General features: G+C 73.9%; 23 protein-coding genes and 1 pseudogene. 8 read left to right on the forward strand and 16 right to left on the reverse strand.

Annotated elements, in window-relative coordinates:
- Positions 1 to 27: 27 nt before the first annotated feature.
- The gene (locus tag ABZ261_RS14845; RefSeq protein WP_356859053.1) at positions 28 to 492 is read left to right on the forward strand and encodes a DUF3093 domain-containing protein; all 465 of its coding nucleotides are present in this window, start codon (positions 28 to 30) and stop codon (positions 490 to 492) included.
- Here the strand turns inward: ABZ261_RS14845 and ABZ261_RS14850 are convergent.
- From ABZ261_RS14850 to ABZ261_RS14865, 4 genes are all read right to left on the reverse strand, one after another.
- On the reverse strand, positions 489 to 1,403 hold the full coding sequence (locus ABZ261_RS14850) for a hypothetical protein (RefSeq protein ID WP_356859055.1): 915 nt from the start codon (positions 1,401 to 1,403) through the stop codon (positions 489 to 491). The two genes, ABZ261_RS14845 and ABZ261_RS14850, sit on opposite strands and share 4 nt — an antisense overlap.
- A gap of 13 nt (positions 1,404 to 1,416) precedes the next feature.
- A complete protein-coding gene (locus tag ABZ261_RS14855; RefSeq protein ID WP_003997302.1) occupies positions 1,417 to 1,713 on the reverse strand; it encodes a DUF4193 domain-containing protein in 297 nt (98 codons plus the stop codon).
- Positions 1,714 to 2,105: 392 nt separating this feature from the next.
- On the reverse strand, positions 2,106 to 3,353 hold the full coding sequence (locus ABZ261_RS14860; RefSeq protein ID WP_356859057.1) for a HAMP domain-containing sensor histidine kinase: 1,248 nt from the start codon (positions 3,351 to 3,353) through the stop codon (positions 2,106 to 2,108).
- Between the two features lie 6 nt (positions 3,354 to 3,359).
- Positions 3,360 to 4,013, reverse strand: a complete 654-nt coding sequence (locus ABZ261_RS14865; RefSeq protein WP_356859059.1) for a response regulator transcription factor — start codon at positions 4,011 to 4,013, stop codon at positions 3,360 to 3,362.
- A gap of 415 nt (positions 4,014 to 4,428) precedes the next feature.
- On the opposite strand from ABZ261_RS14865, the gene ABZ261_RS14870 reads away from it, so the two are divergent.
- Positions 4,429 to 4,602, forward strand: a complete 174-nt coding sequence (locus ABZ261_RS14870; protein WP_023546087.1) for a hypothetical protein — start codon at positions 4,429 to 4,431, stop codon at positions 4,600 to 4,602.
- Positions 4,603 to 4,688: 86 nt separating this feature from the next.
- Here the strand turns inward: ABZ261_RS14870 and ABZ261_RS14875 are convergent, their stop codons facing one another.
- Together ABZ261_RS14875 and ABZ261_RS14880 are read right to left on the reverse strand one after the other, a co-directional pair.
- Positions 4,689 to 5,504 (reverse strand): inositol monophosphatase family protein, encoded by an 816-nt coding sequence (locus ABZ261_RS14875; RefSeq protein ID WP_356859061.1) that lies wholly within the window; start codon positions 5,502 to 5,504, stop codon positions 4,689 to 4,691.
- Between the two features lie 8 nt (positions 5,505 to 5,512).
- Entirely contained in the window at positions 5,513 to 6,640 is a 1,128-nt protein-coding gene (locus ABZ261_RS14880) for a ferrochelatase (RefSeq protein WP_356859063.1), read from the reverse strand.
- A gap of 167 nt (positions 6,641 to 6,807) precedes the next feature.
- Here ABZ261_RS14880 and ABZ261_RS14885 point away from each other — a divergent pair, with 167 nt between their 5' ends.
- From ABZ261_RS14885 to sepH, 3 genes are all read left to right on the forward strand, one after another.
- Complete coding sequence (locus ABZ261_RS14885; RefSeq protein WP_356859065.1) at positions 6,808 to 8,046, forward strand: MFS transporter; 1,239 nt, start codon at positions 6,808 to 6,810, stop codon at positions 8,044 to 8,046.
- Positions 8,006 to 9,325, forward strand: coding sequence for a D-arabinono-1,4-lactone oxidase (locus ABZ261_RS14890; RefSeq protein WP_356859067.1), 1,320 nt, complete (start codon positions 8,006 to 8,008; stop codon positions 9,323 to 9,325). Before ABZ261_RS14885 ends, ABZ261_RS14890 begins: the two co-directional genes overlap by 41 nt.
- Before the next feature lie 462 nt (positions 9,326 to 9,787).
- Positions 9,788 to 10,828: a septation protein SepH gene (gene sepH / locus ABZ261_RS14895; protein ID WP_356859069.1), complete on the forward strand. Its 1,041-nt coding sequence runs from the start codon at positions 9,788 to 9,790 to the stop codon at positions 10,826 to 10,828.
- 48 nt (positions 10,829 to 10,876) lie between these two features.
- Here the strand turns inward: sepH and ABZ261_RS14900 are convergent, their stop codons facing one another.
- Entirely contained in the window at positions 10,877 to 11,728 is an 852-nt protein-coding gene (locus tag ABZ261_RS14900; RefSeq protein ID WP_356859071.1) for a sulfurtransferase, read from the reverse strand.
- Positions 11,729 to 12,047: 319 nt separating this feature from the next.
- Between ABZ261_RS14900 and ABZ261_RS14905 the strand changes: the two genes are divergently transcribed.
- Entirely contained in the window at positions 12,048 to 12,839 is a 792-nt protein-coding gene (locus ABZ261_RS14905; protein ID WP_356859073.1) for a VOC family protein, read from the forward strand.
- Positions 12,840 to 13,298: 459 nt separating this feature from the next.
- Complete coding sequence (locus ABZ261_RS14910) at positions 13,299 to 13,466, forward strand: hypothetical protein (RefSeq protein WP_356859075.1); 168 nt, start codon at positions 13,299 to 13,301, stop codon at positions 13,464 to 13,466.
- Positions 13,467 to 13,729: 263 nt separating this feature from the next.
- Here ABZ261_RS14910 and ABZ261_RS14915 read toward each other — a convergent pair whose 3' ends face one another.
- The 8 genes from ABZ261_RS14915 to ABZ261_RS14950 form a co-directional block, all read right to left on the reverse strand.
- On the reverse strand, positions 13,730 to 14,548 hold the full coding sequence (locus ABZ261_RS14915; protein WP_356859077.1) for a lasso peptide biosynthesis B2 protein: 819 nt from the start codon (positions 14,546 to 14,548) through the stop codon (positions 13,730 to 13,732).
- Entirely contained in the window at positions 14,545 to 16,443 is a 1,899-nt protein-coding gene (locus ABZ261_RS14920) for an albusnodin/ikarugamycin family macrolactam cyclase (RefSeq protein ID WP_356859251.1), read from the reverse strand. Before ABZ261_RS14920 ends, ABZ261_RS14915 begins: the two co-directional genes overlap by 4 nt.
- Before the next feature lie 17 nt (positions 16,444 to 16,460).
- Positions 16,461 to 16,670, reverse strand: coding sequence for a hypothetical protein (locus ABZ261_RS14925; RefSeq protein ID WP_356859079.1), 210 nt, complete (start codon positions 16,668 to 16,670; stop codon positions 16,461 to 16,463).
- 466 nt (positions 16,671 to 17,136) lie between these two features.
- A complete protein-coding gene (locus ABZ261_RS14930; RefSeq protein ID WP_356859081.1) occupies positions 17,137 to 18,339 on the reverse strand; it encodes an ROK family transcriptional regulator in 1,203 nt (400 codons plus the stop codon).
- A 242-nt stretch (positions 18,340 to 18,581) separates the two neighbouring features.
- A complete protein-coding gene (locus tag ABZ261_RS14935) occupies positions 18,582 to 19,232 on the reverse strand; it encodes a thymidine kinase (RefSeq protein ID WP_356859083.1) in 651 nt (216 codons plus the stop codon).
- Positions 19,233 to 19,274: 42 nt separating this feature from the next.
- Positions 19,275 to 20,471, reverse strand: coding sequence for a nucleotide pyrophosphatase/phosphodiesterase family protein (locus ABZ261_RS14940; RefSeq protein WP_356859084.1), 1,197 nt, complete (start codon positions 20,469 to 20,471; stop codon positions 19,275 to 19,277).
- Positions 20,471 to 21,067: a DUF5998 family protein gene (locus tag ABZ261_RS14945; RefSeq protein WP_356859086.1), complete on the reverse strand. Its 597-nt coding sequence runs from the start codon at positions 21,065 to 21,067 to the stop codon at positions 20,471 to 20,473. The genes ABZ261_RS14940 and ABZ261_RS14945 overlap by 1 nt, the downstream gene beginning before the upstream one ends.
- A 336-nt stretch (positions 21,068 to 21,403) precedes the next feature.
- Positions 21,404 to 24,274, reverse strand: a complete 2,871-nt coding sequence (locus tag ABZ261_RS14950; protein ID WP_356859088.1) for a GNAT family N-acetyltransferase — start codon at positions 24,272 to 24,274, stop codon at positions 21,404 to 21,406.
- A 178-nt stretch (positions 24,275 to 24,452) separates the two neighbouring features.
- Between ABZ261_RS14950 and ABZ261_RS14955 the strand changes: the two genes are divergently transcribed.
- Positions 24,453 to 24,734: an HPr family phosphocarrier protein gene (locus ABZ261_RS14955; RefSeq protein ID WP_356859090.1), complete on the forward strand. Its 282-nt coding sequence runs from the start codon at positions 24,453 to 24,455 to the stop codon at positions 24,732 to 24,734.
- Between the two features lie 109 nt (positions 24,735 to 24,843).
- Here the strand turns inward: ABZ261_RS14955 and ABZ261_RS14960 are convergent.
- A pseudogene (locus ABZ261_RS14960) lies at positions 24,844 to 25,023 on the reverse strand (GntR family transcriptional regulator); the annotation flags it as partial.
- Between the last annotated feature and the right edge of the window lie 63 nt (positions 25,024 to 25,086).

Genomic DNA, 25,086 nt, shown 5'->3' on the forward strand with positions numbered 1-25,086 from the left:
TGCGGGTCCCGTGCCAAGCTTGGCGGCATGCAGCTCTCCGCCACCCCCTACGAAGAACGCCTCACCGCCCCCCGCTCGTGGTGGCTGATCAGCTTCCTGGTGGGCGTCTCGTTCGCCCTGATCCTGCTTCCCTTCGGCACGCTGCCGCTGCTCGGCGGCCTGGTCGGCGGCACGGCCGCGGCGGCGGTGGTGGCCAGCGCCTACGGCTCGCCGCGCATCCGGGTCGTGGGCGACTGCCTGATCGCGGGCGAGGCGAAGGTTCCGGTGTCGGCGCTCGGGGCGGCGCAGGTGCTGGACGCGGAGGAGGCCCGTGCCTGGCGGACGTACAAGGCCGACACCCGTGCCTACCTGCTGCTGCGCGCCTACATCCCGACAGCGCTGCGGGTGGAGGTCACGGACCCGCAGGACCCGACGCCGTACCTGTACCTGTCGACGCGTGAGCCGGAGAAGCTGGCCGCGGCGATCGAGGCGGCGCGCGCGGCGAACGCCTAGAGCTCCTTCGGGAGGTCGCGCATCTCCAGCGGATCGGCAGGTTCCTCCAGGGGCGGGAGCTGCGGCAGCTCGTCCCAGGGGACCTGGTTCCTGCGCAGGTCGGCCCGGATGCGGGCCGCGAGCTTCCTGGTGTCGCGGCGGTTCATGACCGCGCCGACCGCGGCTCCCACCATGAACGGCACCAGGTTGGGCAGGTTGCGGACCATCCGCTTCATGATCTGCTGGCGCAGCTGGCGTTTCACACGGCCCCCGAGGGCCGTGTCGTACGACGACGGCTTCATCACGTCGATCCCGCGCTCCCCCGACCAGGAGGACAGATACGCGGTGCTGCGGGCCTTGAGGCCGCCCGGCGGCCGCGCGCCGTAGACCTCGTGGAGTTCCGCGACGAGCTTGAGTTCGATCGCGGCGACCCCGGTGATCTCCGCGGCCAGTTCGGCCGGCATGGCCGGCGGCACCGGCAGCATCGCCGCGGCTCCGATCCCGGCGCCGACCGCCGAGGTGCCGGCCGCCGCGCCCGCCACCAGCTTGTCGGCGAGTTCCTCGGGCCCGAGGCCGGGGAACTGTCTGCGCAGGGTGGCGAGGTCGCGTACGGGAACACGCGGGGCCATCTCGATGATCCGGTCCGCGAGGTACGCCAGACCCGCGCGGGCCCGGCCGCCGCCCCTGCGGGCGCCTTCCCGGGCCAGGTCCCGGGCCTTCTCACGCATCACCGCAGCCCGGCGCGGCGCGACGGGTGCGGGCTGCTGCGCCGGTGCCGGCAGGTCCTCCCGGCCGGTCGCCGGTCCGAGCGGGGCTCCCGCCGCAGGCGAGCCCCGCTCGTCGTCACGCGCGCCGTGCGGGCCGTCCGACGGCCCTTGGTCCGCTTTCCGCCAGGGGAAGCGGCGCTTCCGTGGAGGGGTCGAGCCAGACACGGCCGACCCGTCCTCAGTCGCAGTCGCGGCAGATCGGCTGGCCGTTCTTCTCCCGGGCCAGCTGGCTGCGGTGGTGCACCAGGAAGCAGCTCATGCAGGTGAACTCGTCCTGCTGCTTGGGCAGCACCCGGACGGCCAGCTCCTCGTTCGAGAGGTCCGCACCGGGCAGCTCGAGGCCCTCGGCGGCCTCGAACTCGTCTACGTCCACCGACGAGGTGGACTTGTCGTTCCGCCGCGCCTTCAGCTCTTCGAGGCTGTCCGAGTCGACGTCGTCGTCGGTCTTGCGTGGAGTGTCGTAATCGGTTGCCATAACGCTCTCCCCCTCTGGGTGTCTGCGGTGTCTCCAGCGCACGTAACGCGTGAGAGGCCGGACTTGTGCCCGACCTGAGGCGGAGATTTTGCCTCACATCAAGGTCTGTTACTGAATCGACACCCAACCCGGCCCCTCATGAGGGATCGGCTTGGCTGGCGGTGAGGACCGTACACGGTTCGAATGCCGCACCTCAAAGGCGCCTCACCGTGTACTTCCCGTGATCAAGAGCCCTGAAAACCAGGACTTTCCCGGCTTTCCACCTTCTGTCATGATCACCGTGCGTACATGGCCGGAAATCCGCCCATGTGATCGATCACACAGGAACAAGCCTGCGGACCGGTCCGGATATTCCGCGCGCAGCGAACAATCTCCGCGCGTGTCCCGTCGGATCACAGCGGCAGGGTGACACGCATCACCAGGCCGCCGCCCTCGCGGGGCTCCGCCAGGATGTGCCCGCCGTGCGCGCGGGCCACCGAGCGCACGATCGACAGGCCGAGGCCCACGCCCTTGTCGCTGCCCGTGCGCTCCGTGCGCAGCCGCCGGAACGGCTCGAAGAGGTTGTCGATCTCGTACGCCGGCACCACCGGACCGGTGTTCGTCACGGTGAGCACCGCCTGCCCGTGCCGCACCTCGGTCTCCACCTCGACCCAGCCGTCCTCCGGCACGTTGTACCGCACGGCGTTCTGGACGAGGTTCAGCGCGATCCGCTCCAGCAGCACGCCGTTGCCCTGCACCACGGCCGGCTTGCGTTCGCCGCGCAGGGTCACGCCCTTGGCCTCCGCCTCGGCGTGCACCTGGTCGATGGCCTGCGCGGCGACCTCGGCGAGGTCGACCGGCTTGCGCTCGACGATCTGGTTGTCGCTGCGGGCGAGCAGCAGCAACCCCTCGACCAGCTGTTCGCTGCGTTCGTTGGTGGCGAGCAGCGTCTTGCCGAGCTGCTGCAGCTCCACCGGCGCGTTCGGGTCGGACAGGTGCACCTCCAGCAGCGTGCGGTTGATCGCCAGGGGGGTGCGCAGCTCGTGCGAGGCGTTGCCGACGAAGCGCTGCTGGGCGGTGAAGGCCCGCTGCAGCCGCTCCAGCATGTCGTCGAAGGTGTCCGCCAGCTCCTTCAGCTCGTCGTCCGGGCCGTCCAGCTCGATCCGGCGGGAGAGGTCCGAGCCGGCCACCTGGCGGGCGGTGCGGGTGATCCGGCCGAGCGGGGACAGCACGCGGCCGGCCATCGCGTAACCGAACGCGAAGGCGATCACGGCGAGCCCCAGCAGGGCCAGCAGGGAGCGGCTGAGCAGGTTGTCCAGGGCCGCCCGGCGCTGCTGGTCCACGCACTGGGCGATGGCGTCGTTGAAGTCCGACAGCGACAGGCTGGTGGTGTTGATCGCGGGGCAGCTGTCGCTGGAGACCTTCAGCTCCTGGAAGCCGACGATCTTGAACAGCGGCTGGTTGCCGGTGCTGATCGCCTGCGCCGCCAGCAGGTAGATGATCGACAGCAGCAGGATGCCGGCGATCAGGAACATGCCGCCGTACAGCAGCGTGAGCCGTATGCGGATGGTCGGGCGCAGCCACGGGAAGGGAGCCTGCGGCCTGCGGGGGTCCCAGGTGGGCTTGGGGGGCGCCTGCGGCGGCGCGGGTGTCGTGGCCACAGGGGATCAGATCCGGTAGCCGGAGCCGGGGACGGTCACGATGACGGGCGGCTCGCCCAGCTTGCGGCGCAGGGTCATCACCGTCACCCGCACCACGTTGGTGAACGGGTCGGTGTTCTCGTCCCAGGCCTTCTCCAGCAGCTGCTCCGCCGAGACGACCGCGCCCTCGCTGCGCATCAGCACCTCGAGCACGGCGAACTCCTTGGGCGCCAGCTGGACCTCCCGGCCGTCGCGGAAGACCTCGCGGCGGTTGGGGTCGAGCTTGATGCCGGCCCGCTCCAGGACCGGCGGCAGGGGGACGCTGGTGCGGCGGCCGAGGGCGCGCACCCGCGCGATCAGCTCGCTGAACGCGAACGGCTTGGGCAGGTAGTCGTCGGCGCCGATCTCCAGCCCCTCCACCCGGTCGCTGACGTCGCCGGCGGCGGTGAGCATGAGCACGCGCGTGGGCAGGCCCAGCTCGACGATCCTGCGGCAGACGTCGTCGCCGTGCACGAGCGGGAGGTCCCGGTCGAGGACGACCACGTCGTAGTCGTTGACGCCGATGCGCTCCAGGGCGGCCGCACCGTCGTACACGACGTCGACGGCCATGGCCTCCCGGCGCAGTCCGGTGGCCACCGCATCGGCGAGCAGCTGCTCGTCCTCGACGACGAGTACGCGCACGTCGCTTGTCCTTCCTGTGTCCACCCGCGCAGCGCGCCGTGGGCGCGTGCGGGCAGGGGTGTTCGTGGGGTCCGACCTCCATCCTGCCCTTTTCGGTCATAAGTCGGCTGTAAACCGGGGGGGCCGGGGTGCGCAGCCGGGGGCGGCGGGCGGGAATGACGAGAAGTTCTCCGCGGGTTGAGGTTTCCGGGGAAGAGAGCGGGGGGAGGACGGCTTTACACCCCGCGATCACGCTCTGCATGTGCCGCAGCACCATGCGGTACTCCGCGATCCGCTTCGCAGAGTGGGCGCGGGCGTCCGGCACCGTCGCCGCCCGGCAGGGCAGTGCTGGGCACCCGCAGGAGACGTGATCGCCCCTTCACCCAACGGCACACCCCGTGCCACCGACCCACGACCCAGGACGAGGGGGCGCAGCATGGACGCTTTCACCGCAGGACTTCTGCAGCGCATAAGGGCGACCGAGTCCGACCTGTCGCGGGCTCGTGACGAAGGCGACGACTTCCTCGTCGAGGTGGAGCAGGCAGAGCTCGACGACCTGCGCCGCCTTGCCGCCGAACACGGTGTGGAGGTCGGCGCGTCACGCGTCTGATCGGCAACGAGTGCACGTAGGGGACCCCCGGCGGATCCAGTGCCGGGGGTCCCCTGCGTGCCCGACGCCGCTCGCCGGGGCGGGCGTCAGTCGTGCCAGGCGCCGAAGTCCTCCAGCAGCCGCTGGAGGGGCTCGAAGACCCCGGGCGTGCCCGCGACCGTCAGCTCCCGTGAGGGACGCTCACCGGGGCGTCCACCGGTCAGGGCGCCCGCCTCCCGGGCGATCAGGTCCCCGGCCGCGTAGTCCCACGCGTTGAGGCCGCGCTCGTAGTACCCGTCGAGGCGGCCGCAGGCCACGTCGCACAGGTCGACCGCCGCCGAGCCGCTGCGCCGGATGTCCCGGAGCAGGGGGAGCAAGCGGGCGGCCACCTCGGCCTGGCGGGCGCGGACCCCGGCGACGTAGTTGAAGCCGGTGGCGACCAGCGCCTGGTCCAGCGGGGGCGCCGGGCGGCAGGACAGCGCCCGCTCGCCCTCCCACGCGCCCGTGGCCCACGCGCCGCCGCCGCGGACGGCGTGGTACGTCTCGCCGCGCATCGGCGCCGCGACGACCCCGACGACGGTCTCGCCGCCCTGCTCGGCCGCTACGGACACCGCCCAGGTCGGCAGGCCGTACAGGTAGTTGACGGTGCCGTCGAGGGGGTCGATCACCCAGCGGACGCCGCTCGTGCCCTCGACGGAGGCGCCCTCCTCGCCGAGGAAGCCGTCGTCGGGCCGGCGCCGGGAGATCAGGTCGGTGATCAGCTTCTCCGCCGCGATGTCCATCTCGGTGACGACGTCGACGGGGCTGGACTTGGTCCGTGCCACGGCCAGGTCGGCGGGGCGGCCGTCCCGCAGCAGTTCGCCGGCGCGGCGGGCGGCCTCCTGGGCCAGTGCGAGCAGGTCGCGGTGCAGGGCGTCGGTCACGTCTCTCCTCACGCGTAGGGGCTGTCGGCGCCCGCGGCGGCCGGGCGGGGCGTACGGGCCGGGCAGCAGCCGGCCGGGCACACGTGGTGGCTCGGGCCGAGGGCGCCCAGGGCGCAGGGGGCGACGTCCTGGCCGCGCTCCACGGCGGCCCGCTCCAGCACCAGCTCGCGCACCGCGGCCGCGAACCGCGGGTCGGCGCCGACGGTGGCCGAGCGGCGGACCGGCAGGCCCAGCTCCCCGGCCTTGGCCTTCGCCTCGGTGTCGAGGTCGTAGAGGACCTCCATGTGGTCGGAGACGAAGCCGATCGGGGCCATGACGACGGCGGGTGCGCCCGCCGCGTGCAGCTCCTCCAGGTGGTCGCAGATGTCCGGCTCCAGCCACGGGATGTGCGGGGCGCCGGAGCGGGACTGGTAGACGAGCCGCCAGGGGTGGTTGACGCCGGTGCGCTCGCGGACGGCGCCGGCGATCAGCCGGGCCACGTCCAGGTGCTGCGCGACGTAGGCGCCGCCGTCGCCGTGCGCCTCGGCGGGGCCGGAGGCGTCGGCGGCGGAGGTGGGGATGGAGTGGGTGGTGAAGGCGATGTGGGCGCCGGCGCGGACGTCCTCGGGGAGGTCGGCGAGGGAGCGCAGCACGCCGTCGGTCATGGGCTCGACGAAGCCGGGGTGGTTGAAGTAGTGCCGCAGCTTGTCGATCCTCGGCGGTTCCGCTCCCTCGGCCTGCAGGGCGGCCAGGGCGTCGGCGAGGTTCTCCCGGTACTGGCGGCAGCCCGAGTAGGAGGCGTAGGCGCTGGTGGCGAGGACCAGGACGCGGCGGCGGCCGTCGGCGGCCATCTCGCGCAGGGTGTCGGTGAGGTACGGCGCCCAGTTGCGGTTGCCCCAGTACACCGGCAGGTCGAGGCCGTGCTCGGCGAAGTCCCTGCGCAGAGCCTCCAGCAGGGCGCGGTTCTGGCCGTTGATGGGGCTGACCCCGCCGAAGAGGAAGTAGTGCTGCCCGACCTCCTTCAGGCGTTCCTTCGGGATGCCGCGCCCGCGCGTGACGTTCTCCAGGAACGGGACGACGTCGTCGGGGCCTTCGGGGCCGCCGAAGGAGAGCAGCAGGAGGGCGTCGTACGGGGTGGCATCGAGCGCGTCTGGCATGACTCCGATCCTGCCACCCGGCGCCGACAGCGCGGAAACGGTGGGGCCGCGCCGTCGACCGGCGGGTTCCGGACAGGTCGCGGGACATGGACGGGTGCGGGGAAGCCGCCGCGCCCGTAAGCTGTACGAGCCGCTTTCGCGCCTTACCGAGTCGCTTCGGAGACCACGTGCCCAGCCCCTACAGAGCCCTGTTCGCCGAGCCCGGCACCAAGGGCTTCTCCGCTGCGGGATTCCTCGGCCGGATGCCGCTGTCGATGATGGGCATCGGCGTCGTCACGATGGTCTCCCAGCTGACCGGCCGCTACGGCCTCGCGGGCGCCCTGTCCGCGACGATCGCGCTGTCCTCCGCCGCGATCGGGCCGCAGATCTCCCGGCTGGTGGACCGGCACGGGCAGCGCCGGGTGCTGCGCCCCGCGACGCTGGCGGCGCTGGCCGCGGCGGCCGGGCTGCTGCTCGCCGCGCACCTGCGGTGGCCGGACTGGGTGCTGTTCGTGTGCGCCGCCGGGATCGGCTCGGTGCCCAGCCTGGGCGCGATGATCCGGGCCCGCTGGGCGGCGCTGTACCGGGGCACCCCGAAGCTGCACACCGCCTACTCGTTCGAGTCGGTCGTGGACGAGGTGTGCTTCATCTTCGGGCCGATCCTCTCGATCGGCCTGTCCACGGCCTGGTTCCCGGAGGCGGGTCCCCTGCTGGCCGCCTGCTTCCTCGCGGCGGGCGTCTTCTGGCTCACCGCCCAGCGCGCGACCGAGCCGGAGCCGCACCCGCGCGAGCGGGGCGGCGGCGGCAGCGCCCTGCGCTCGCCCGGGCTGCAGGTGCTGGTGGCGACCTTCACGGCGACCGGGGCGATCTTCGGAGCGGTGGACGTGGTCACCGTCGCCTTCGCCGACGAGCGCGGCCACAAGGGCGCCGCGAGCGTGGTCCTCGCGCTGTACGCGGCCGGCTCCTGTGTGGCGGGCGTGGTCTTCGGGCTGCTGCGCTTCACCGGGGCGCCGGAACGCCGCTGGCTGCTGGGCGTGGCGGCCATGGCCGTGAGTATGATCCCCCTCCTACTGGTCGGAAGCCTGCCGCTTCTGGCCGTGGCGCTGTTCGTTTCGGGGCTGTCCATCGCACCGACGATGATCACCACCATGTCCCTCATCGAAGAGCACGTACCTCGCGCGAAGCTCACCGAGGGCATGACCTGGGTGAGCACCGGCCTCGCGGTCGGTGTCGCGCTGGGCTCGTCCATGGCCGGCTGGGTGATCGACGCGGCCGGGGCGCGGGCCGGGTACGGGGTTCCGGCCGTGTCCGGGACCGTCGCGGTCGTGGTCGGTTTCCTCGGGTACCGCCGGCTGTGCAGGCCGGCCACGGGTCGGGGAGGCACCGTTGAGCAGCACGGCGAACGGGAAGAACGGCACGTGGCGTAACTGGGGCGGCAATGTCTCCGCCCGGCCGGCCCGGCAGGTGGCGCCGGCCTCGGTGGAGGAGCTGGCCGCGGCGGTGCGCCGGGCGCACGAGGACGGCCTGAGGGTGAAGGCGGCCGGGACCGGCCACTCCTTCACGTCGATAGCCGCCACCGACGGGGTGCTGATACGGCCTCACCTGCTGACCGGCATCCGCTCCGTGGACCGGGACGCCATGACGGTCACGGTGGAGGCGGGCACCCCGCTCAGAAGACTCAACGCCGCTCTCGCGCGCGAGGGCCTGTCGCTCACCAACATGGGCGACATCATGGAGCAGACCGTCGCCGGGGCCGTCAGCACCGGAACGCACGGCACGGGGCGCGCGTCCGGCTCGATCGCCGCGCAGATCACGGCGCTCGAACTGGTCACCGCGGACGGCTCGGTGCTCACCTGTTCCAGGACGGAGAACCCGGAGGTCTTCGCGGCGGCCCGCATCGGCCTGGGCGCCCTCGGCGTCGTCACCGCGCTGACCTTCGCCGTGGAACCGGTGTTCCTGCTCGCCGCGCGCGAGGAGCCGATGCCCCTTGAGCGGGTCCTCGCCGAGTTCGACCAACTGTGGGCGGAGAACGAGCACTTCGAGTTCTACTGGTTCCCGCACACCGGGAACACCACCACCAAGCGCAACAACCGCAGCGCCGGCCCCGGACGGCCGGTGGGGCGGCTCGCCGGCTGGTTCGAGGACGAGTTCCTCTCCAACGGCGTCTTCCAGGTGGCCCAGTGGGCCGGCCGCGCCGTCCCCGCCGCCGTCCCGGCGATCGCGGCGGTGTCCAGCAGGGCCCTGTCCGCGCGCAGGTACACGGACATCCCCTACAAGGTGTTCACCTCGCCGCGCCGGGTGCGCTTCGTGGAGATGGAGTACGCCGTCCCGCGCGCGGCCCTGACCGAGACGCTGCGCGAACTCAAGGCCGTGGTCGACCGCTCGGGCCTGCGCGTCAGCTTCCCGGTCGAGGTGCGCACCGCACCGGCCGACGACATCACCCTGTCCACCGCCTCCGGCCGGGACAGCGCCTACATCGCCGTGCACATGTTCCGGGGCACGCCCTACCACGCGTACTTCACCGCCGCCGAGCGCGTCTTCACCGCGCACGAGGGGCGTCCGCACTGGGGCAAGGTGCACACGCGGGACGCGGCGTACCTCGATCGCGTGTATCCGCGTTTCGGCGAGTTCACCGCGCTGCGGGACCGTCTCGACCCGGACCGGCTCTTCCAGAACGACTACCTCCGGCGGGTTCTGGGGGCGTAGCGGCCCAACCCGTCCGACGCCCGCGGCGCAAGGGAGGGAAGGCGAAGGCGACGCGCGGACGCGGATTCGGCCCCTTTCCGGGGGGTGCGTGAGGTGCGCCACTTCCTTGATCCGCGCCTTCGGCCGCGCACGGCCAAGTCGCGCCCCTTGCCGAAACTCGGGCGGCGTGCCGATCCACGCAGGTGGTCCGAATGGAGTACTGTTGCGAGCCCTGGGCCCGGCCTCCCACCAGGGTGCCCGCGGCCTGCAGGACCGCAGGGGGGGGGCTAGTTGCACAGGGTGATGGAGTTGGTCACTTAGCGTTGCGAACAGGTAACCGTGCCATAACGGCGGACTCGGGCCCGCGCCCGACACGCCGGGCAACTCGGCAAGGTTGTGGCAGGCTGCACCCGGGCAGGCCACACTCGACTAGCGGAAGCAGCGACGCACGTGACGTCGGCAGGCACCACCCGGGAGGTCCCCATGCCCGAACTGCGTGTCGTGGCCGTCTCGAATGACGGCACACGGCTGGTGCTGAAGGCTGCCGACTCCACGGAGTACACGCTACCGATCGACGAACGGCTGCGCGCCGCCGTCCGCGGCGACCGGCCCCGCCTCGGCCAGATCGAGATCGAGGTCGAGAGCCATCTGCGCCCGCGTGACATCCAGGCGCGTATACGAGCCGGTGCCACCGCCGAGGAGGTCGCGCAGCTCGCCGGCATCCCCGTCGACCGGGTACGGCGCTTCGAGGGGCCGGTGCTGGCCGAGCGCGCCTTCATGGCCGAACGGGCCCGCAAGACTCCGGTCCGCCGCCCCGGCGAGAACTCCGGTCCCCTGCTCGGCGAGGCGGTGCAGGAGCGGCTGCTGCTGCGCGGCGCCGAGAAGGACACCGTGCAGTGGGACTCCTGGCGCCGCGACGACGGCACGTGGGAGGTGCTCCTCGTCTACCGGGTCGCGGGCGAACCGCACTCGGCGAGCTGGACGTACGACCCTCCCCGGCGGCTCGTGCAGGCGGTGGACGAGGAGGCGCGCTCGCTGATCGGCGAGTCCGACGACCTGGCCGTGCCCGAGCCCAGCTTCCCGTTCGTCCCGCGCATCGCCCGGCTGCCGCGCGAGCGGTCGATGGACCGCGCCCTCGACCGCGGCGACCGCGAGCGTCCCGGTCTGCCCGCCCCGCCCGCCGAGCCCGCCGAGGAGGGCGCGGGCGAACGCGACTCGCTGACCAGTCTGCTGGAGGCCGTGCCGAGCTTCCGGGGCGACCTGGTGGTCCCGGAACGCGCGCCGGACTCCGAGGAGGAGCCCGGCGACGAACCGGCCGTCGAAGAGCCCCCGGCGCCCGCCGCGTCGGCCGGTTCCGCCTACGCGGACGTCCTCATGCCGCGCTCCGTCGGCAGTCACCGCGACCGGCTCGTCGGCGCGACCGACCGGCAGGCCGAGGCGGACGGCGTCCGCCCTGGCCGCCGCGCCGCCGTGCCGAGCTGGGACGAGATCGTGTTCGGCACCCGCCGCAAGAAGCAGGAGTAAGTCCCGTCCCGGTGCGGGGGCGAGCGTGCCCCCGCACCGGCTGCGTTCCTACCGCGGGTCCGCCCCGACGGCCACCGGCCGGGACGGGTCCGACGACCACTCGGACCAGGAACCGACGTACAGGGCCGCCGGGATGCCCGCCACGGCCAGCGCGAGCACCTCATGGGCGGCCGATACGCCCGAACCGCAGTAGACGCCCACCTCGGTGTCCTCCGACACGCCCAGGGCCTTGAAGCGGTCCTTCAGCTCCGCCGCGGGCAGGAAGCGGCCGTCGGGGCCCACGTTCTCGGTCGTCGGCGCCGACACCGCGCCCGGGATGTGCCCGCCGACCCGGTCGATCGGCTCGACCTCGCCGCGGTACCGCTCCCCCGCGCGCGCGTCCAGCAGCACCCCCGTCCGGGCCAGCTCCGCGGCCGCGTCGGCGTCGAGCAGCCCCGCCGCCCCCGGCGACGGCTCGAAGTCGCCCTCGGCCGGGGCGGGCGCCCGGGTGGACAACTCCCCCCGCCAGGCCGGCAACCCGCCGTCGAGGACCCGCACGTCCGGGTGACCCGTCCAGCGCAGCAGCCACCACGCGCGGGCGGCGGCCCAGCCCTGCCCGCCGTCGTACACGACGACCGGCCGGCCGGACGTGACGCCCGCGCGGCGCATCGCGGCCCCGAACTCCGCCAGGTCGGGAAGCGGATGCCGGCCGCGCACGCCGGGCGCGCCGGCCAGCTCCCGGTCCAGGTCGACGAAGACCGCGCCGGGAATGTGCCCGGCCGCGTACTCGGCCCGGCCGTCGAAGGCGGGTGCGCCCGCCGCCTTCGCCACGCCGAGCTGCCAGCGGACGTCCAGCAGCACGGGCGGACTGTCCCCGGTCAGGTCGTGTGCGAGTGCGGCTGCGGAGATGATGGCTGTCATGGCGTCCATCCATACGCCAGGGGTGGCCGCGGCGTCCAGGTCCGGCTACTCTGCTCGGCCGGACAGGCTCGATCACGAGGCGTAGGGGATCGAGCACGTGCTGTATCGCCGACGGACACCCGCCGGCCCTTGTCAGGAAGCGGCGAAAGACGGCAGAGCGGGCATCCTCCCCGAGGCAGCGCGCCGAGCGGCTCGGTTCGGCCCGCGGCGACCGCGGGTGGGTGCGGGCACCGGCACGGGTACGCGCCGACGGCGTTCACCTCCCTTTCGCCGCGCGGATGCGACACGGCCCCGCGAGGGGCCGAGGAGAGAGTGATCGATGACCGAAGCACCGGAACCGGCAGATCCGCACGCGCGGCGCGCGCCCGGCACGCCCTGCTGGGTGAGCCTGATGGTGCACCGGCTCCAGGCCACCGAGGCGTTCTACGGTGAGCTCTTCGGCTGGGAGTTCGAGCCGGGCCCGCAGCAACTCGGCCCGTTCGTGCGGGCTCTGCTGGACGGTCGCGAGGTGGCGGGGATGGGCCAGCTGCCGCCGGACCGCCGGCTGCCGGTCGCCTGGACGCCGTACTTCGCCTCGGACGACGTGGACCGGACCGCGCACACGGTACGGGTGTGCGGCGGCACGGTGGCCGTCGGCCCGCTGGACGCGGGCCAGGCCGGCCGGATGGCCCTCGCCTCCGACCCGTCCGGAGCGGTGTTCGGCGTCTGCCAGGCGTCGGCGCACGTCGGCACGGCGGTCAGCGGCCTCCCCGGCACTCCCGTCTGGGACGAGTTGCTCACCTACGAGACCCTGAGCGTCGCCAAGTTCTACGAGACGGTGTTCGGTTACGAGGAGGAGCCGGCGGTCTCCGCCGACCGGGACTACGTCACCCTGCGCGTCGACGGCCGCCCGGTGGCCGGGATCCACGGCCTGGGACACGGGCTGCCCCGGGACCAGGGGGCGCACTGGCTGACGTACTTCCAGGTCGCGGACGTAGGCGAAACGGTGCGGCAGGTGGCGGGGCTGGGCGGGCGTGTGCTCCGGCCGGCCGGGGACGGCGCACGCGGCCGTGCGGCCACGGTGGCGGACCCGGAGGGTGCGGTGTTCTCGGTGGTCCAGCGTCCGAGCTGACGCGCGAGCCGCATCAGGGGGATGTGACCAGCATCACAAGCGGGTGGGCCGGCGTCTCCGGGCGGGACGTGAGGGGCCCGGCCGCACGGCTCGACGGTCCATTCGCGGCTCCGGGTGAGCGCCCGAGGGGGTCCGGCCTTCGATTCGGTGCCGAGTGCGCCCCCGGCCGCCGCCGGTGACGACGGGAGAGGGTCGGGGGCGCATCCCGCCGGCCCTCCGCCACGGGCCCGCGCCGCCGTACGCGGCGGGACGGCCGGAGCGGGGGGCACGCTTTTCGATTTCCGGCCCTCGGGCCGTCCTGCCGGACCTGTGTTCCGCGAATTGAATTCCCGCCCCCTGCAAAGCGGGGGTGCGGGGCTCGCGTAAGCCTGACATAAGCCCCGGAAAGCACGATTGATTTCGTACCGGTTGCGGAGAACACTGGATTGCGCAAGGAGGCGGATCTGTACCGGAAAGGAGGTGAACGTCATGGGTGCCGAGATGACGATGACCACCCGCTGCTCGATCTCCCTGCGGCGGGAGCACGTGCGGATGGTCATCATCGTCGTCGTCCTCGTGCTCTGGAGCTTGCTGGCGCAGGGGCACGGGGGTTCGACGCCGATAGACGCGCTGTTCGGGCGCGTCTGAGGGATGTGGTGATCCCTCGCGGAGGGCGGTTGCCGGGGCCGGCGGCCGCCCTCTCGCCATGTCAGGCTAGCGCAGGACGGACGGCGATTGAAGGCACTTCGCAGACCGGCTCCGCATTCTTTCTTGAAACCGCCGGGTAGCCTTCGCGGCGACGGCCGGCGATCTCGCGAATCGAAGACGTCGGATCGAGGCATCAGACGGAGACATCAGATGGGGGAAAATCAGATCGGAGAAATCAGAACGGCGAAGTCAGAGCGGCGAAGTCAGACGGAGAGAATCCGCTGGAAGTTCTCGACTCCGTGCTCGTCGGCCGTCTTGATCGGAACTCCCCGCGCCTCGATCCAGGCGTGGAAGCGGTACGGATCGACGGCCGTGCCGATGCACCACACCACCCGGCGCCTGCGGAGGGCCAGCGTCATCAGTGCGGCGAGCGAGGTCTCCAGGCAGGCGGCGCGTCCGGGGTACCGGGCGGCGGCCTGCCGCACCGCGGCGAGCGATGCAGCCCCCTGCTCCGCGGTGGCCTCCTGCCGGCACCACCGGTGCCCGGTCCACTCCACCACCCGCACAAGGACGCGGAACGGCAGGCGGATGAGCAGCAGGGCGATCAGCAGGCCGAGCAGGCCGGGGACCGGCGTGCGCCGGGCGGGCAGGCCGCTCGCACGGGGCGGCCGTGCCGGGGGGTCCGCCGCCATGGCGACCTCCGCCCCGACTGGGGCGCGCGCCGCGCCGGCCGGGTTTCTCGTGCCGGACGCGTCGTGCGGGTCGCCCGGTGGGGCGGCGTCACCCGGGACGGCCGTCGGCGTCCCGCCCGCGGGGGCCACGGCGAGCAGCCCGCGGCGGACGAGGGCGCCGGCGAGCTCCCGGGCGTCCTGCTCGATCCGCTCGTGGCAGGGCTCGGGGTACAGACGCGCCATCATCCGCACCCCGGCCTCGAAGTCGCGGCTGCGTCGCCATTCCTGCCACAGCGCCCGCGCCACGGGATTCATCGCGAAGCAGTGGCCCGAGCGGGCGTCCAGCAGCACGGTCCCGCCGTGGGCGCCGTGGCTCTCCCGGACGTAGCCGGGCACTTCCAGCCGGGTCATCCCGCCTCCCCGGTGTGCAGGACGCCGTGCAGCCACAGGTCCGCTCCCAGGAGGCGGTTGAGCGCCGGGAAGGGAGCGGCGAGACCGTTCACCGCCCCCTCGACGGCGGCGACGACCCGCGCGGGTTCCACGATGCCCAGGTCGGCGAGCGGCGACCGGGCGAGACGGGCCCGGAGGTCCGCCGCGGCCCGGCGCACGCCCAGGTAGTCCTCGGCCGCGTAGTCCCCCTTGGTGCGCCGGGCCAGCACGGCGCCGGGGACCGCGCCGGCCAGTGCGGTGGCCAGCAGCGGCTTGACGGTGCAGGCGTCCGCCTTCGCCGGCACCGGCAGGCTGGTGCAGGCTCGTACGACGTCGGCGTCGAGATACGGGGCGTGCGGCCACACTCCGAACGGACGTGCCAGTTCGATGAGCTGGCTGTGCAGGGCCGCGGATGCGCGCAGCTCGCACAGGGCCGCGCGGGCGCCGGGGCCCGGCAATGGTCCGTCGCGGTGGGCCCGCTCGGCGCGTTCCGCGGCCAGCCGGGCCAGTTCGGCGAGGTCGCGCCGGGCTCGCGGGGTCAGCCAGGCGGCCTCCACCCCCGGAGGCGGCCACCAGGCCACGGCGTCCAGCCACTGCGGCGGCTGCGCCGCCGGCCGCTCCAGCTGACCGGCCAGGTCGCGCAGTGCCCGGTCCAGCGGGGTGCGGGCCAGGCGCAGGGCGCGGTGGGCGACCCTGGCGGGGGAGACGCGGCGCAGCCTGCCGAGGGCGAGTGCGTCGTGGGCGAGCCGGCGCGCCCCGCGGGCCGCCGCGACCTCCCCGAGGTGCGCGGGCGGCGCGGTCAGCAGGGCGTCGCCGCCCTCGCCCGTGAGATGGACGCCTCCGCCGGTGCTCGCGATGTGCGCGAGGCGCAACCGGAGCCGGGCCACGACAGCCGTGGCGGGATCGGGCTGGTCGGCCGCACCCCGCGCGTCCAGACCGGCGTACGGCAGCGATGTGTCGCCGCCCCGGGTGAGGCGCAGCCGGATCGCGGTCGTGCCGTCGGCGTGGCGCAGGGCGTGTTCCAGGTCGCCCGCCGGAGCGGCGGGGTGGTGGTAGACGAAGGCGTCCAGTGGTGCGCGGCACGCGTCCGCGGCGAGGAAGGCCAGCGAGGTGGAGTCCAGCCCTCCGCTGAAGTCCGCGGTGATCCGGGCGGCACCGCGGGCGCGCAGTGCGACGGCCTGCCGCAGGGCGGGCCGCAGGCGGGCCGCGCCGTCCTGGAGACGTGCGTCGGCGTCGGGTTCGAGCGCTGCGTGGGTCCAGCGGGCAGGGGCGCCGGCGCCGGGGTCGATGCGCAGCGCTTCGCCGGGGCCCAGCCGCCGTACGCCGGCGAAGGCCGTCCGGTCGTCGACGAGTTCGGGCACGCCGGGGCAGACGATGTGCGCGGCGAGCGCCGGGGCGTCCACGGCCTCGCCGCGTCCCGTCATCGCCGCCACGGCCGCCGCCCGTGTGGAGAGGACCGTACGGCCGCCTGAGCGCGCGTAGTACAGCGGGAACTGCCCTGCCGGGTCGGCGTAGGCGGTGGTGCGGCCGCCGTTCTCCAGCACCAGCAGCAGGTAGGCGCCCGGCCAGCGGGTCAGGCTCTCCCAGTCCCCGTCGCGGGCCGCGCGCCCCAGGTCGTCCCGCATCCGTGCGGAGCCGGCCAGGCACTGGCCGACCGCGACGACCCGGGCCCGCGGACAGTCCGCGGTGCGCACCTCGCCCTCGTGCCACGGGCCCCAGGACCACAGCCGGGTGTCCGCGGGCCACACCTCGGAGGCGGGGGCCGGTAACCGGGGACCGGGCGGCAGGAGTCCGGCGATCGCCGGGCCCGGCGGCAGCCGGACCGCGAGCCCGCCGGGGTCCGCCGCCGAGCCGGCCGGGCCGGCGCTGACGGGCATGACGGCCACGACGACTCCTACCAGTAGTACTGCGCGTTGGCGTCGGCGTTGCCGCTGGGCGAACTGCCCAGCGTCAGGGCGCGGATCCGGCCGAGATACAGGAGCGCCGGCGACACATAGGCGAGGTCCTCGCCGAAGGGGAGCGGCCCGTCGGTATGCGCTCGCTGTTCCTGTCCGTCGTCCGCCGCGGGGGCGGACGGGTACTCGGGAAATGCGTCGTATGTCATCGGGCCGCCTCGGGTCAAGGGCACGACTGCCTCGGAAGGAAGAACGGGAATGCGGCAAGCGGCCTTTCGGCCACCGGGGTACCTCCGCAGTGTAGTCAGGAGCGCTTCGGGCGCAGCCGGGATCCGGAAAGCCGTCAACGCGTTCGCGACCAGGGCTTTTCCCTGTACCGCACATTCTGTCGAACGCCCTGGGCGCGGCCCGGCGCCCCGTCCGCGGGCGGGGCCCTTGTGCAGGTCGATGAATGGGGCCCACGCATTCGAACCGGGAACACGACGGGGTGTCCGACGCCTCTTTTTTTTGAAGAAAGAAGGCAGGCGATTCGTTCGGGCCGGTTCGAGTGCTGCGCCGCGCGGTGCCGCAGGCCCCCGGGGCGGCGCATGTGCGGCGTCCCGAAGGCGGACCCCGAGGGCCGCACCGGGCGCCCTCCCCGGCCCGGGGCGCCGGGCGTGCTCCCGGGCCCCGCCGCTAACCGTCGGCCGGCCAGGTCTCCTGGCGGCGCAGTCCCAGGACGAGGGCTCCCTGCGCCTCGGCCTTCGTCCCCAGTCGGCTCAGTTCCAGGACGAAGCCGGAGCGCTCGGCGACCGCGCCGGGAAGCGCGAAGCGGGGCAGCGTCTCCCTGCAGCCTTCGAGGAGCAGGTCGCACTCCGTCAGCTGGCCGCCCACGACGACGACGTCGGGGTTGATGAGGTTGCACACCTGGGCGAGGAAGGAGCCCAGGGTCCGTCCCGCGTCCTGGATGACCCGCATGCAGACGGGGTCGCGCTCCCTGGCGGCCCGGATGACGTCCTCCAGCTGCTCGAAGTCCGCGGCGCCGGCCCGGGGCCGGGCCCGCCGCACCTGCTGCACCAGCGCTTCGGCGCCGATCACGGTCTCCAGGCAGCCCCGCCCGCCGCACCGGCACAGCGCACCGTCCGGGTCCAGGGTGACGTGGCCGATCTCCCCGGCCATGCCGCCGTGCCCGCGCAGCAGGAGGTTGTGGACGATGATCCCGGCTCCGACGCCGGTGGACACCTTCACGTAGATCACGGTCTCGGCGTGTTCGCGGTTGCCGTAGGTCTGCTCGGCCAGCGCACCGAGGTTGGCGTCGTTGTCGATGGGCGCGGGCACGCCCAGCCAGTCCCCCAGGTCCTTCGCCGGGTCGTCCCCCGGCCGCCAGGGGTGGAGGACGGGCTCGGTGAACGCGTTGGTGCGCGGATCGATCATGCGGGGCACGGCGATGCCGAGCGAGAAGACGTCGCGCAGGGCGCAGCCGGTGTCCCTGACCGCCTCCCGGACCATGTCCTGCACGGCGGGCAGGGCGCGGTTCCAGCCCCGGCCGACGCCTTCCGAGTCGACGCGGACGGACACCGCTTCGAAGTCCTTGTCGAGCCGGCGCGCGACCACCGTGGCGTGGTTGAACCCGAGATGCACGCCCACCCCGACCAGGTCCGTGGGAAGGAGGGAGACCTTGCCGGCGCGGCCGCCGTCCGCCCGGGCGCTGCGCACGATGCGTGCCTTCTCGAGTTCCCGGACCGCGGTGGAGACGGTCGCCTGGGAAAGCGTGGTGCGGCGGGCGATACCGACCTGGGTGTCCGCCTTGATCGCGACGGCGAGCAGTACCTTCCTGCGGTTCTCGTTGCGTTTCGGCGATCCGGCTAACCCGTTGAAGAAATCGCGTATGTCAGCCATGACGCCCCCCTTGTCACCGCCTGCCCCCGCAGGTTGACCGATTCCTTCTCCGACCGTAGCAGGTGGATCTTCGAATTGAAGGAGGGGCGGCTTCGATTGACAGGACGATCATTACCGCCGTCCGGCGTCCGGCATCCGAACACGATCAATGCCGCTGATTCGAATTGACCGAAAATGTCATTCGAGAGTTGAAAAACTCGCCTTGCAGATCGAAAAGGATCAGTCGGCGTTCGGCGGCCGGGTCATCCGGGGGACACCGGCAGCACGTCCGGGGACAGGGCCGCCGCACGGGCGGACGCGGCGGTCATCCGGCGCCGGTGGTGACGGCGGCACAGGACCTCGTAGCCGACCTCGCCGGCGGCCTGGTTGACGTCGCCGACGACCACCTGGGCGCCCTCGACCACCATCTCTCCACCCACCGTGCGGGCGTTGTGCGTGGCACGGGCGCCGCACCAGCACAGCGCCTCGACCTGGAGCACCTCGATGCGGTCGGCGAGCTCCACCAGCCGCTGGGAGCCGGGGAAGAGCTTGGAGCGGAAGTCGGTGGTGATCCCGAAGGCGAACACGTCCAGGCCGAGATCGTCGACCACGCGCGCGAGCTGGTCGATCTGTCCGGGCGCGAGGAACTGCGCCTCGTCCGCGATCACGTAGTCGGCCCGGCCGCCCTGCGAGAGGTGGTCCACGAGATACGCGTACAGGTCCTGGTCGTCCGCCACCTCCACCGCGTCGGTGACCAGGCCGAGCCGGGAGGACAGCTTGCCCTCCCCCGCGCGGTCGTTCCGGGTGAAGATCATCCCAGCGAGGCCGCGCGCGGACCGGTTGTGCTCGATCTGCAGAGCCAGCGTCGACTTCCCGCAGTCCATCGTTCCGCAGAAGAACACCAGTTCGGGCATGAGGAGTCGAGCACCTTTCGGCGAGATACGGGGCAGGGGGCGTCAGGAGCGTACTTCGAGCAGCGGGACCAGTTGCTCGGCGGGGGTCATCGAGCCGTGGTTGCCGACCAGCGCCGACTCCTTCGGCTCGCGCTCGGAGGCGATGAGCAGGACGTCGTCGTGCGCCGCGGCGATGACGTCCCCGAGGCGCGCGTACACGCGCTCGTCGCACTCGCCGGGCCGCCCGAACCAGCCGGCCGCGATCGCCTCGTCCCGCGAGGCCACCCAGAACTGCTCGCCGAGCACCTCGCGCCAGACGGTCAGGACGTCGTTCTCGGCGCCCGGCACCGCGTACACGTGCCGGGCCCGGCCCTCGCCGCCGAGCAGCGCGACCCCGGCGCGCAGCTCCCAGTCCTCGTCGAAGTCGATGCGGTGCCGCTCGTCGAAGGGGATGTCGACCATGCCGTGGTCGGCGGTGACGTACAGCGCGCTGCGCGGCGGCAGTTGCTCGGCGAGGCGCTGGGCGAGCCGGTCGACGTGCATCAGCTGGCCGCGCCAGGTGTCGGAGGCGACGCCGTAGCGGTGTCCGGCGCCGTCCAGCTCGGCGTAGTACGTGTACACCAGCGAGCGGTCCCCGGCCGCGAGTTGCTCCGCCGCGAGGTCGACGCGCTCCTCGCCGGAGAGCCGCCCGTGGAAGGTGCCGCCGCTGAGCGCCACCTTGGTGAGCGGGGTCTGCGCGAAGGCGGGCGAGGACACCTGCGCGGCGTGCACTCCGGCCTCGTGGGCCAGCCGGAAGACGGTGGGGTACGGCTGCCAGGGGCGCGGATCCGTGTAGGGCTGCCAGCGGAGCTGGTTCATCAGCTCGCCGGTGGCCGGGTTGCGGACCGCGTACCCGGGCAGGCCGTGCGCCGCGGGAGGCAGTCCGGTGCCGACGGAGGCCAGGGAGGTGGCGGTGGTGGCCGGGTAGCCGGCGGTGAGCGGGCGGCCGGTGCCGCCGCGCGAGCTGCCGAGCAGGGAGTGCAGGAAGGGCGCCTCGTCCGGGTGGGCCCTGAGCTGCTCCCAGCCGAGCCCGTCGATCAGGAAGACACAGACCCGGTCGGTCGCGGTCAGTTCCTCGATCGTGGCGGTCAGGCCGGGGACGCCCATGCCGGCGGCGAGGGTGGGCAGCAGGTCGGCGAGGGAGCCGCTGCCGTACTCGGGCAGCGGCGCCGTGTCCAGGGCGAGGGGTTCCGGGTGGTCCCAGGCGGAGAGCTGGGACATCAGCGCGTGAGGTCCGCGGTCGCCTCCGAGATGGCCTGCGCGAAGGCGAGCGCCTGGCGCACCGTCTCCGGCCCGTCCCCGGCCTCGCTGACGCGCAGGCTGAGGTCGTCCGCCGTGGAGTTGCCCGTGTAGCCGTGGTCCGCGTCGCAGTTGGGGTCGCCGCAGGCGGCGGGCTCCAGGTCGATGCGGCTGACCGCGCCCCAGCCGATGGTCAGCACCACCTCGCGGGGCAGCGTGCCCGGGGTGTACTGCTCGGGATTGGCCACCACCCGGCTGACCACGACCGACGAGATGCGGTCCAGCTTCACGGACTCGGTGGAGGTGGTGGCGTACGGCGTCGGGGAGGTGCCGTCGGCGGCCTGCTCGTCGGTGTGGCTGACGATGAAGCGGTTGCCCGTCAGGACCAGCACGGTGACGTGCCGGCGGACCTCGTTCTGGTCGAACGTCGTCTCCTGGTGGACCAGGTACGACCGGACGGGCTCGCCGCCGACAGCGGCCTCCACCGCCTCGGCCACGAGGGCCGGGTAGTAGCCGCTGCGCTCGATCGCCGCGCGCAGCCCCTGGGTCGTCGTACTGGTCTTGGCCATGGCGTCCATCCTAATCCGTGGGCAACAGCGCTCCGGGCCAGTCGCACGGACCGGCAGCGGCCCGTGCGCCCGCGCACCGGGGCTTCGGCGCCCGCCCCGGGCGGACCGTCCGCCGGTCGGCCCGGCGGGGGTGAGACGCACTCCGGACCGCCCGGCGGCGGCCGGGCCGGGGCTGCCCCCGGTGCGGGTTCCGGCGGCCGCCTCCCCCGCACCCCTGGGCGCGGTGCACCGCACGTGAGGCGTCACCGGGCGGGCCGGGCGGACGCCTTGCGTCCCAACGGCTCCGCCGGTGCGTCCGACCGGCTCCGCCGGGCGCGGCCGCGGGCCTCGGTACCCCTCCCCCGCTCAGTAGACCGGCAGGGTCCGCGGGCCGTGGTCGTCGCGGGCGGGCGGGGGTGCGAGCCGCACGGTCGCGCCCAGGACGCTCACGCCGTGCGGGGCGACGACGACCGGCTCCAGGGTGACCGCCACCACCTCCGGGTGGTCGTCGACCAGCCGGGACACCCGCAGCAGCAGCTCCTCGAGCGCGGGGGTGTCCACGGGCGTGGAGCCGCGCCAGCCGAACAGCAGCGGCGCGGTGCGGATGGACCGCACCAGCGAGGCCGCCTCCCGGTCGGTGACGGGGACCAGCCGGTGGGCCATGTCCCCGAGCAGCTGCGAGGCGGCCCCGGCGAGCCCGAAGGACAGCACGGCCCCGGCCGCCGGATCGATCACGGCCCGTACGACCGTGTCGACCCCGCGCGGCGCCATCTGCTGCACCACCGGCCGCAGCCCCTCCGGCTGCCCGAACAGCCCGGTCAGCTCGGCGTACGCCCGGCGCAGCTGCTCCTCGTCCGCGAGGTCCAGGCGTACGCCGCCCAGGTCGGCGCGGTGCCTGAGGTGCGGGGCGGTGGCCTTGAGGGCCACCGGGTAGCCGAGCGCGCGGGCGGCTTCGGCGGCGGCGTCCGGGGTGGGCGCGGGCAGCGCGCGGCGCACCGGGATGCCGTACCTGCCGAGCAGTTCGCAGGTCTCCGCGTCCGGGATCGTGAGCCCCTCGCCGCGCGCCAGCAGGCCCGCGATCAGCCCGGCGGCCCCCTTCTCGTCGATGTCGTCGTACTCCGGGACCTTGCCGGGATCGGCGGCGTCCCGCCGCCACTGCGCGTACCTCACGGCTTCGGAGAGGGCCCGGACGGCCCGCTCGGCGGCCGGGTAGGCCGGGATGAGCCGGGTGCCCTCCGGGGGGTTGCGCCAGGCGGTCCGCGCGCCGGGTGGCCGGTCCGCGGCGCCGCCGCCCGCCCGGACCCCGGCGTCCTGGAGCGGGTGGGCGCCGTCCTCGGCGCCGGGGGCCGGCTCGGCGGCCTGCGGTGCGGTGCTCGCCGCCGCCGACAGCGCCCGGGCGAGCCCTCCGAGCTCCACGTGCACCACCAGGACCGGCTTCCCCGGCGCCGCGGCGGCCGCCGAACGCAGCGCCTCGGCCAGCTCGGCGTCCCCCGGCGACCCCTCGCCGATGGCCGGTATGGCGGTGACCACGACGGAGTCGCACGCGTCGTCCGCCAGCGCGGCCGACAGCGCCCGGTGGAAGTCCACCGCCGTCGCCCCGGTCGTCAGGTCCAGCGGGCGCAGCGGCTGCAGCCCCTCGGCCAGGCACCGGTCGTACGTCAGCACGCCCAGCGACTCGGAGTTCCCGAGGATCGCCACCCGGGGCCCGGCGGGCAGTGGCTGGCGGGCCAGCAGCAGCCCCGCGTCGACCAGTTCGGTGATGGTGTCGACGCGGATCACCCCGGCCTGCCGGAGCAGCGCGGAGACGGTCGCGTGCGGCAGCCGCGTGGCCCGTACCGTGTGCCCCTGGGGCGCGGTCCCGGTGCCTTGCACCACCACCAGCGGCTTCGCCGCCGCCGTGCGCCGGGCCAGGCGCGTGAACTTGCGGGGGTTGCCGATGGACTCCAGGTACATCAGGACGACGTCGGTCTCGGGGTCGTCGTACCAGTACTGCAGGACGTCGTTGCCGGAGACGTCCGCGCGGTTGCCGGCGGACACGAAGGTGGACACGCCGGTGACCCCGGTCACTCCTCCCCCGCGCCGGTGCAGCCGGGACAGCAGGGCGATGCCGATGGCGCCGGACTGGGCGAACAGCCCGATCCGGCCGGGGCGGGGCGGTTCGGGGGCGAGGGAGGCGTTCAGGCGGACGTCCGGGGCGGTGTTGATGATCCCGAAGGCGTTGGGGCCGATGATCCGCATGCCGTACGCGCGGGCCTGCCGCACGAGGGCGCGCTGCCGTTCGCGTCCCGCGGGCCCGCTCTCGGCGTATCCGGCGGACAGCACGACCAGCCCCTGGACGCCGTGCTCGCCGCACTCGGCGACCACCGCGGGCACGTGCTCGGCCGGTACGGCGACGACGGCGAGGTCCACGTGCCCCTCGATGTCCCGCACCGAGCGGTGGGCGGGCACCCCGTCGACCTCCTCGAGGTCGTCGGGGAAGGCGCTGTTCACGGCGTGCAGCGGCCCGGCGTAGCCGGCGGCGCGGAGGTTGCCGAGGACGCTGCGGCCCACCCCGCCGGGGGCGCGGCCCACCCCGACGACCGCGACGGAGCCGGGCGCGAGGAGCCGCCGGACCGAGCGCGCCTCCGCGCGCTGCTCCCGCGCGCGCTGCACGGCGAGGGAGCGGTCGGTCGGCTCCAGGTCGAGTTCCAGGCGGACGACGCCGTCCTCGAAGCTGCGCTTCTGGGTGTAGCCGGCGTCCGTGAACACCTTGATCATCTTGGTGTTGGCGGGCAGCACCTCGGCGGCGAAGCGGCGGATGCCCCGCTCGCGCGCGACGGCCGCGATGTGCTCCAGCAGGGCGGAGGCGACCCCGCGGCCCTGGTGGGCGTCCTGCACCAGGAAGGCGACCTCGGCCTCGTCGGCCGGCGCGGAGGCGGGCAGGCCGTCGGCGCCGATGCGGTCGTAGCGTACGGTGGCGATGAACTCGCCGCCCACGGTGGCCGCGAGTCCCACCCGGTCCACGAAGTCGTGGTGGGTGAAACGGTGCACGTCCTTGGCGGACAGCCGGGGGTACGGCGCGAAGAAGCGGTAGTACTTCGACTCGTCGGAGACCTGCTCGTAGAAGCTGACCAGGCGGCCGGCGTCATCGGCGGTGATGGGCCGGATGCGCGCGGTGCCGCCGTCGCGCAGCACCACGTCCGCTTCCCAGTGGGCGGGGTACTCGTGCCGGTCCTGCCGGTCCGCCGGGCTCTGCATGGGCCCCAGAGTACGGCTCGCGTCGGACGACGGCGCGAGGCAGTCTGTGGAGGACGAGCAGCCGGACCGAGGCCGCGGTCCGGCCGCGCACCGGCGCGCGCGGAAGACCGCTTCCGGGCGCGCTCCAGGTATGGAAAACTGGTCTAGACAACCCTGAGCACTGAAGGGCAGCAACACCATGGCTGAGCGCCGCGTCAACGTCGGCTGGGCCGAGGGCCTCCACGCCCGCCCCGCTTCCATCTTCGTCCGGGCCGCCACGGCCGCAGGCGTCCCCGTGACGATCGCCAAGGCCGGGGGCGCCCCCGTCAACGCGGCCTCGATGCTGGCCGTCCTCGGCCTGGGCGCCCAGGGCGGCGAGGAGATCGTCCTGGCCTCCGACGCCGAGGGCGCGGACGCCGCCCTGGACCGGCTGGCCAAGCTGGTCTCCGAGGGCCTGGAGGAGCTGCCCGAGACCGTCTGAGCACCCTCGCGCGCAGCGGCGGAGCCGCGTTCGCCCCTCGGGGCGGCGCGGCTCCGCCGCATGCGCTCCGCCCCGCCGAACGCGCAGCTCGCGGGCTCCTGCTCGGCCGCTCGGCCACGCACGCGCCGGCGTGCCGGCGGGTCACCGGGAAACCCTCCGCCTCCGGGGTGCGCGGCGCCTCCCGGACGGGGACGCGTGCGCCGCCGTAGCGGCGGGCCGGGACCTCAATAAGGCGGCTGCCGCGCTCGTGGGCACCTGCGACGACGCCGTACCGCGGGGCGGTGCACACCGGGTGCGCCGGAACCGGGCAGCGGGTGGTGCGGGCACCGCGGAAAGAAGAAGCCCCGGCTCG

The organism is Streptomyces sp. NPDC006193 (assembly GCF_040613915.1).
Classification (GTDB): Bacteria; Actinomycetota; Actinomycetes; order Streptomycetales; family Streptomycetaceae; genus Streptomyces.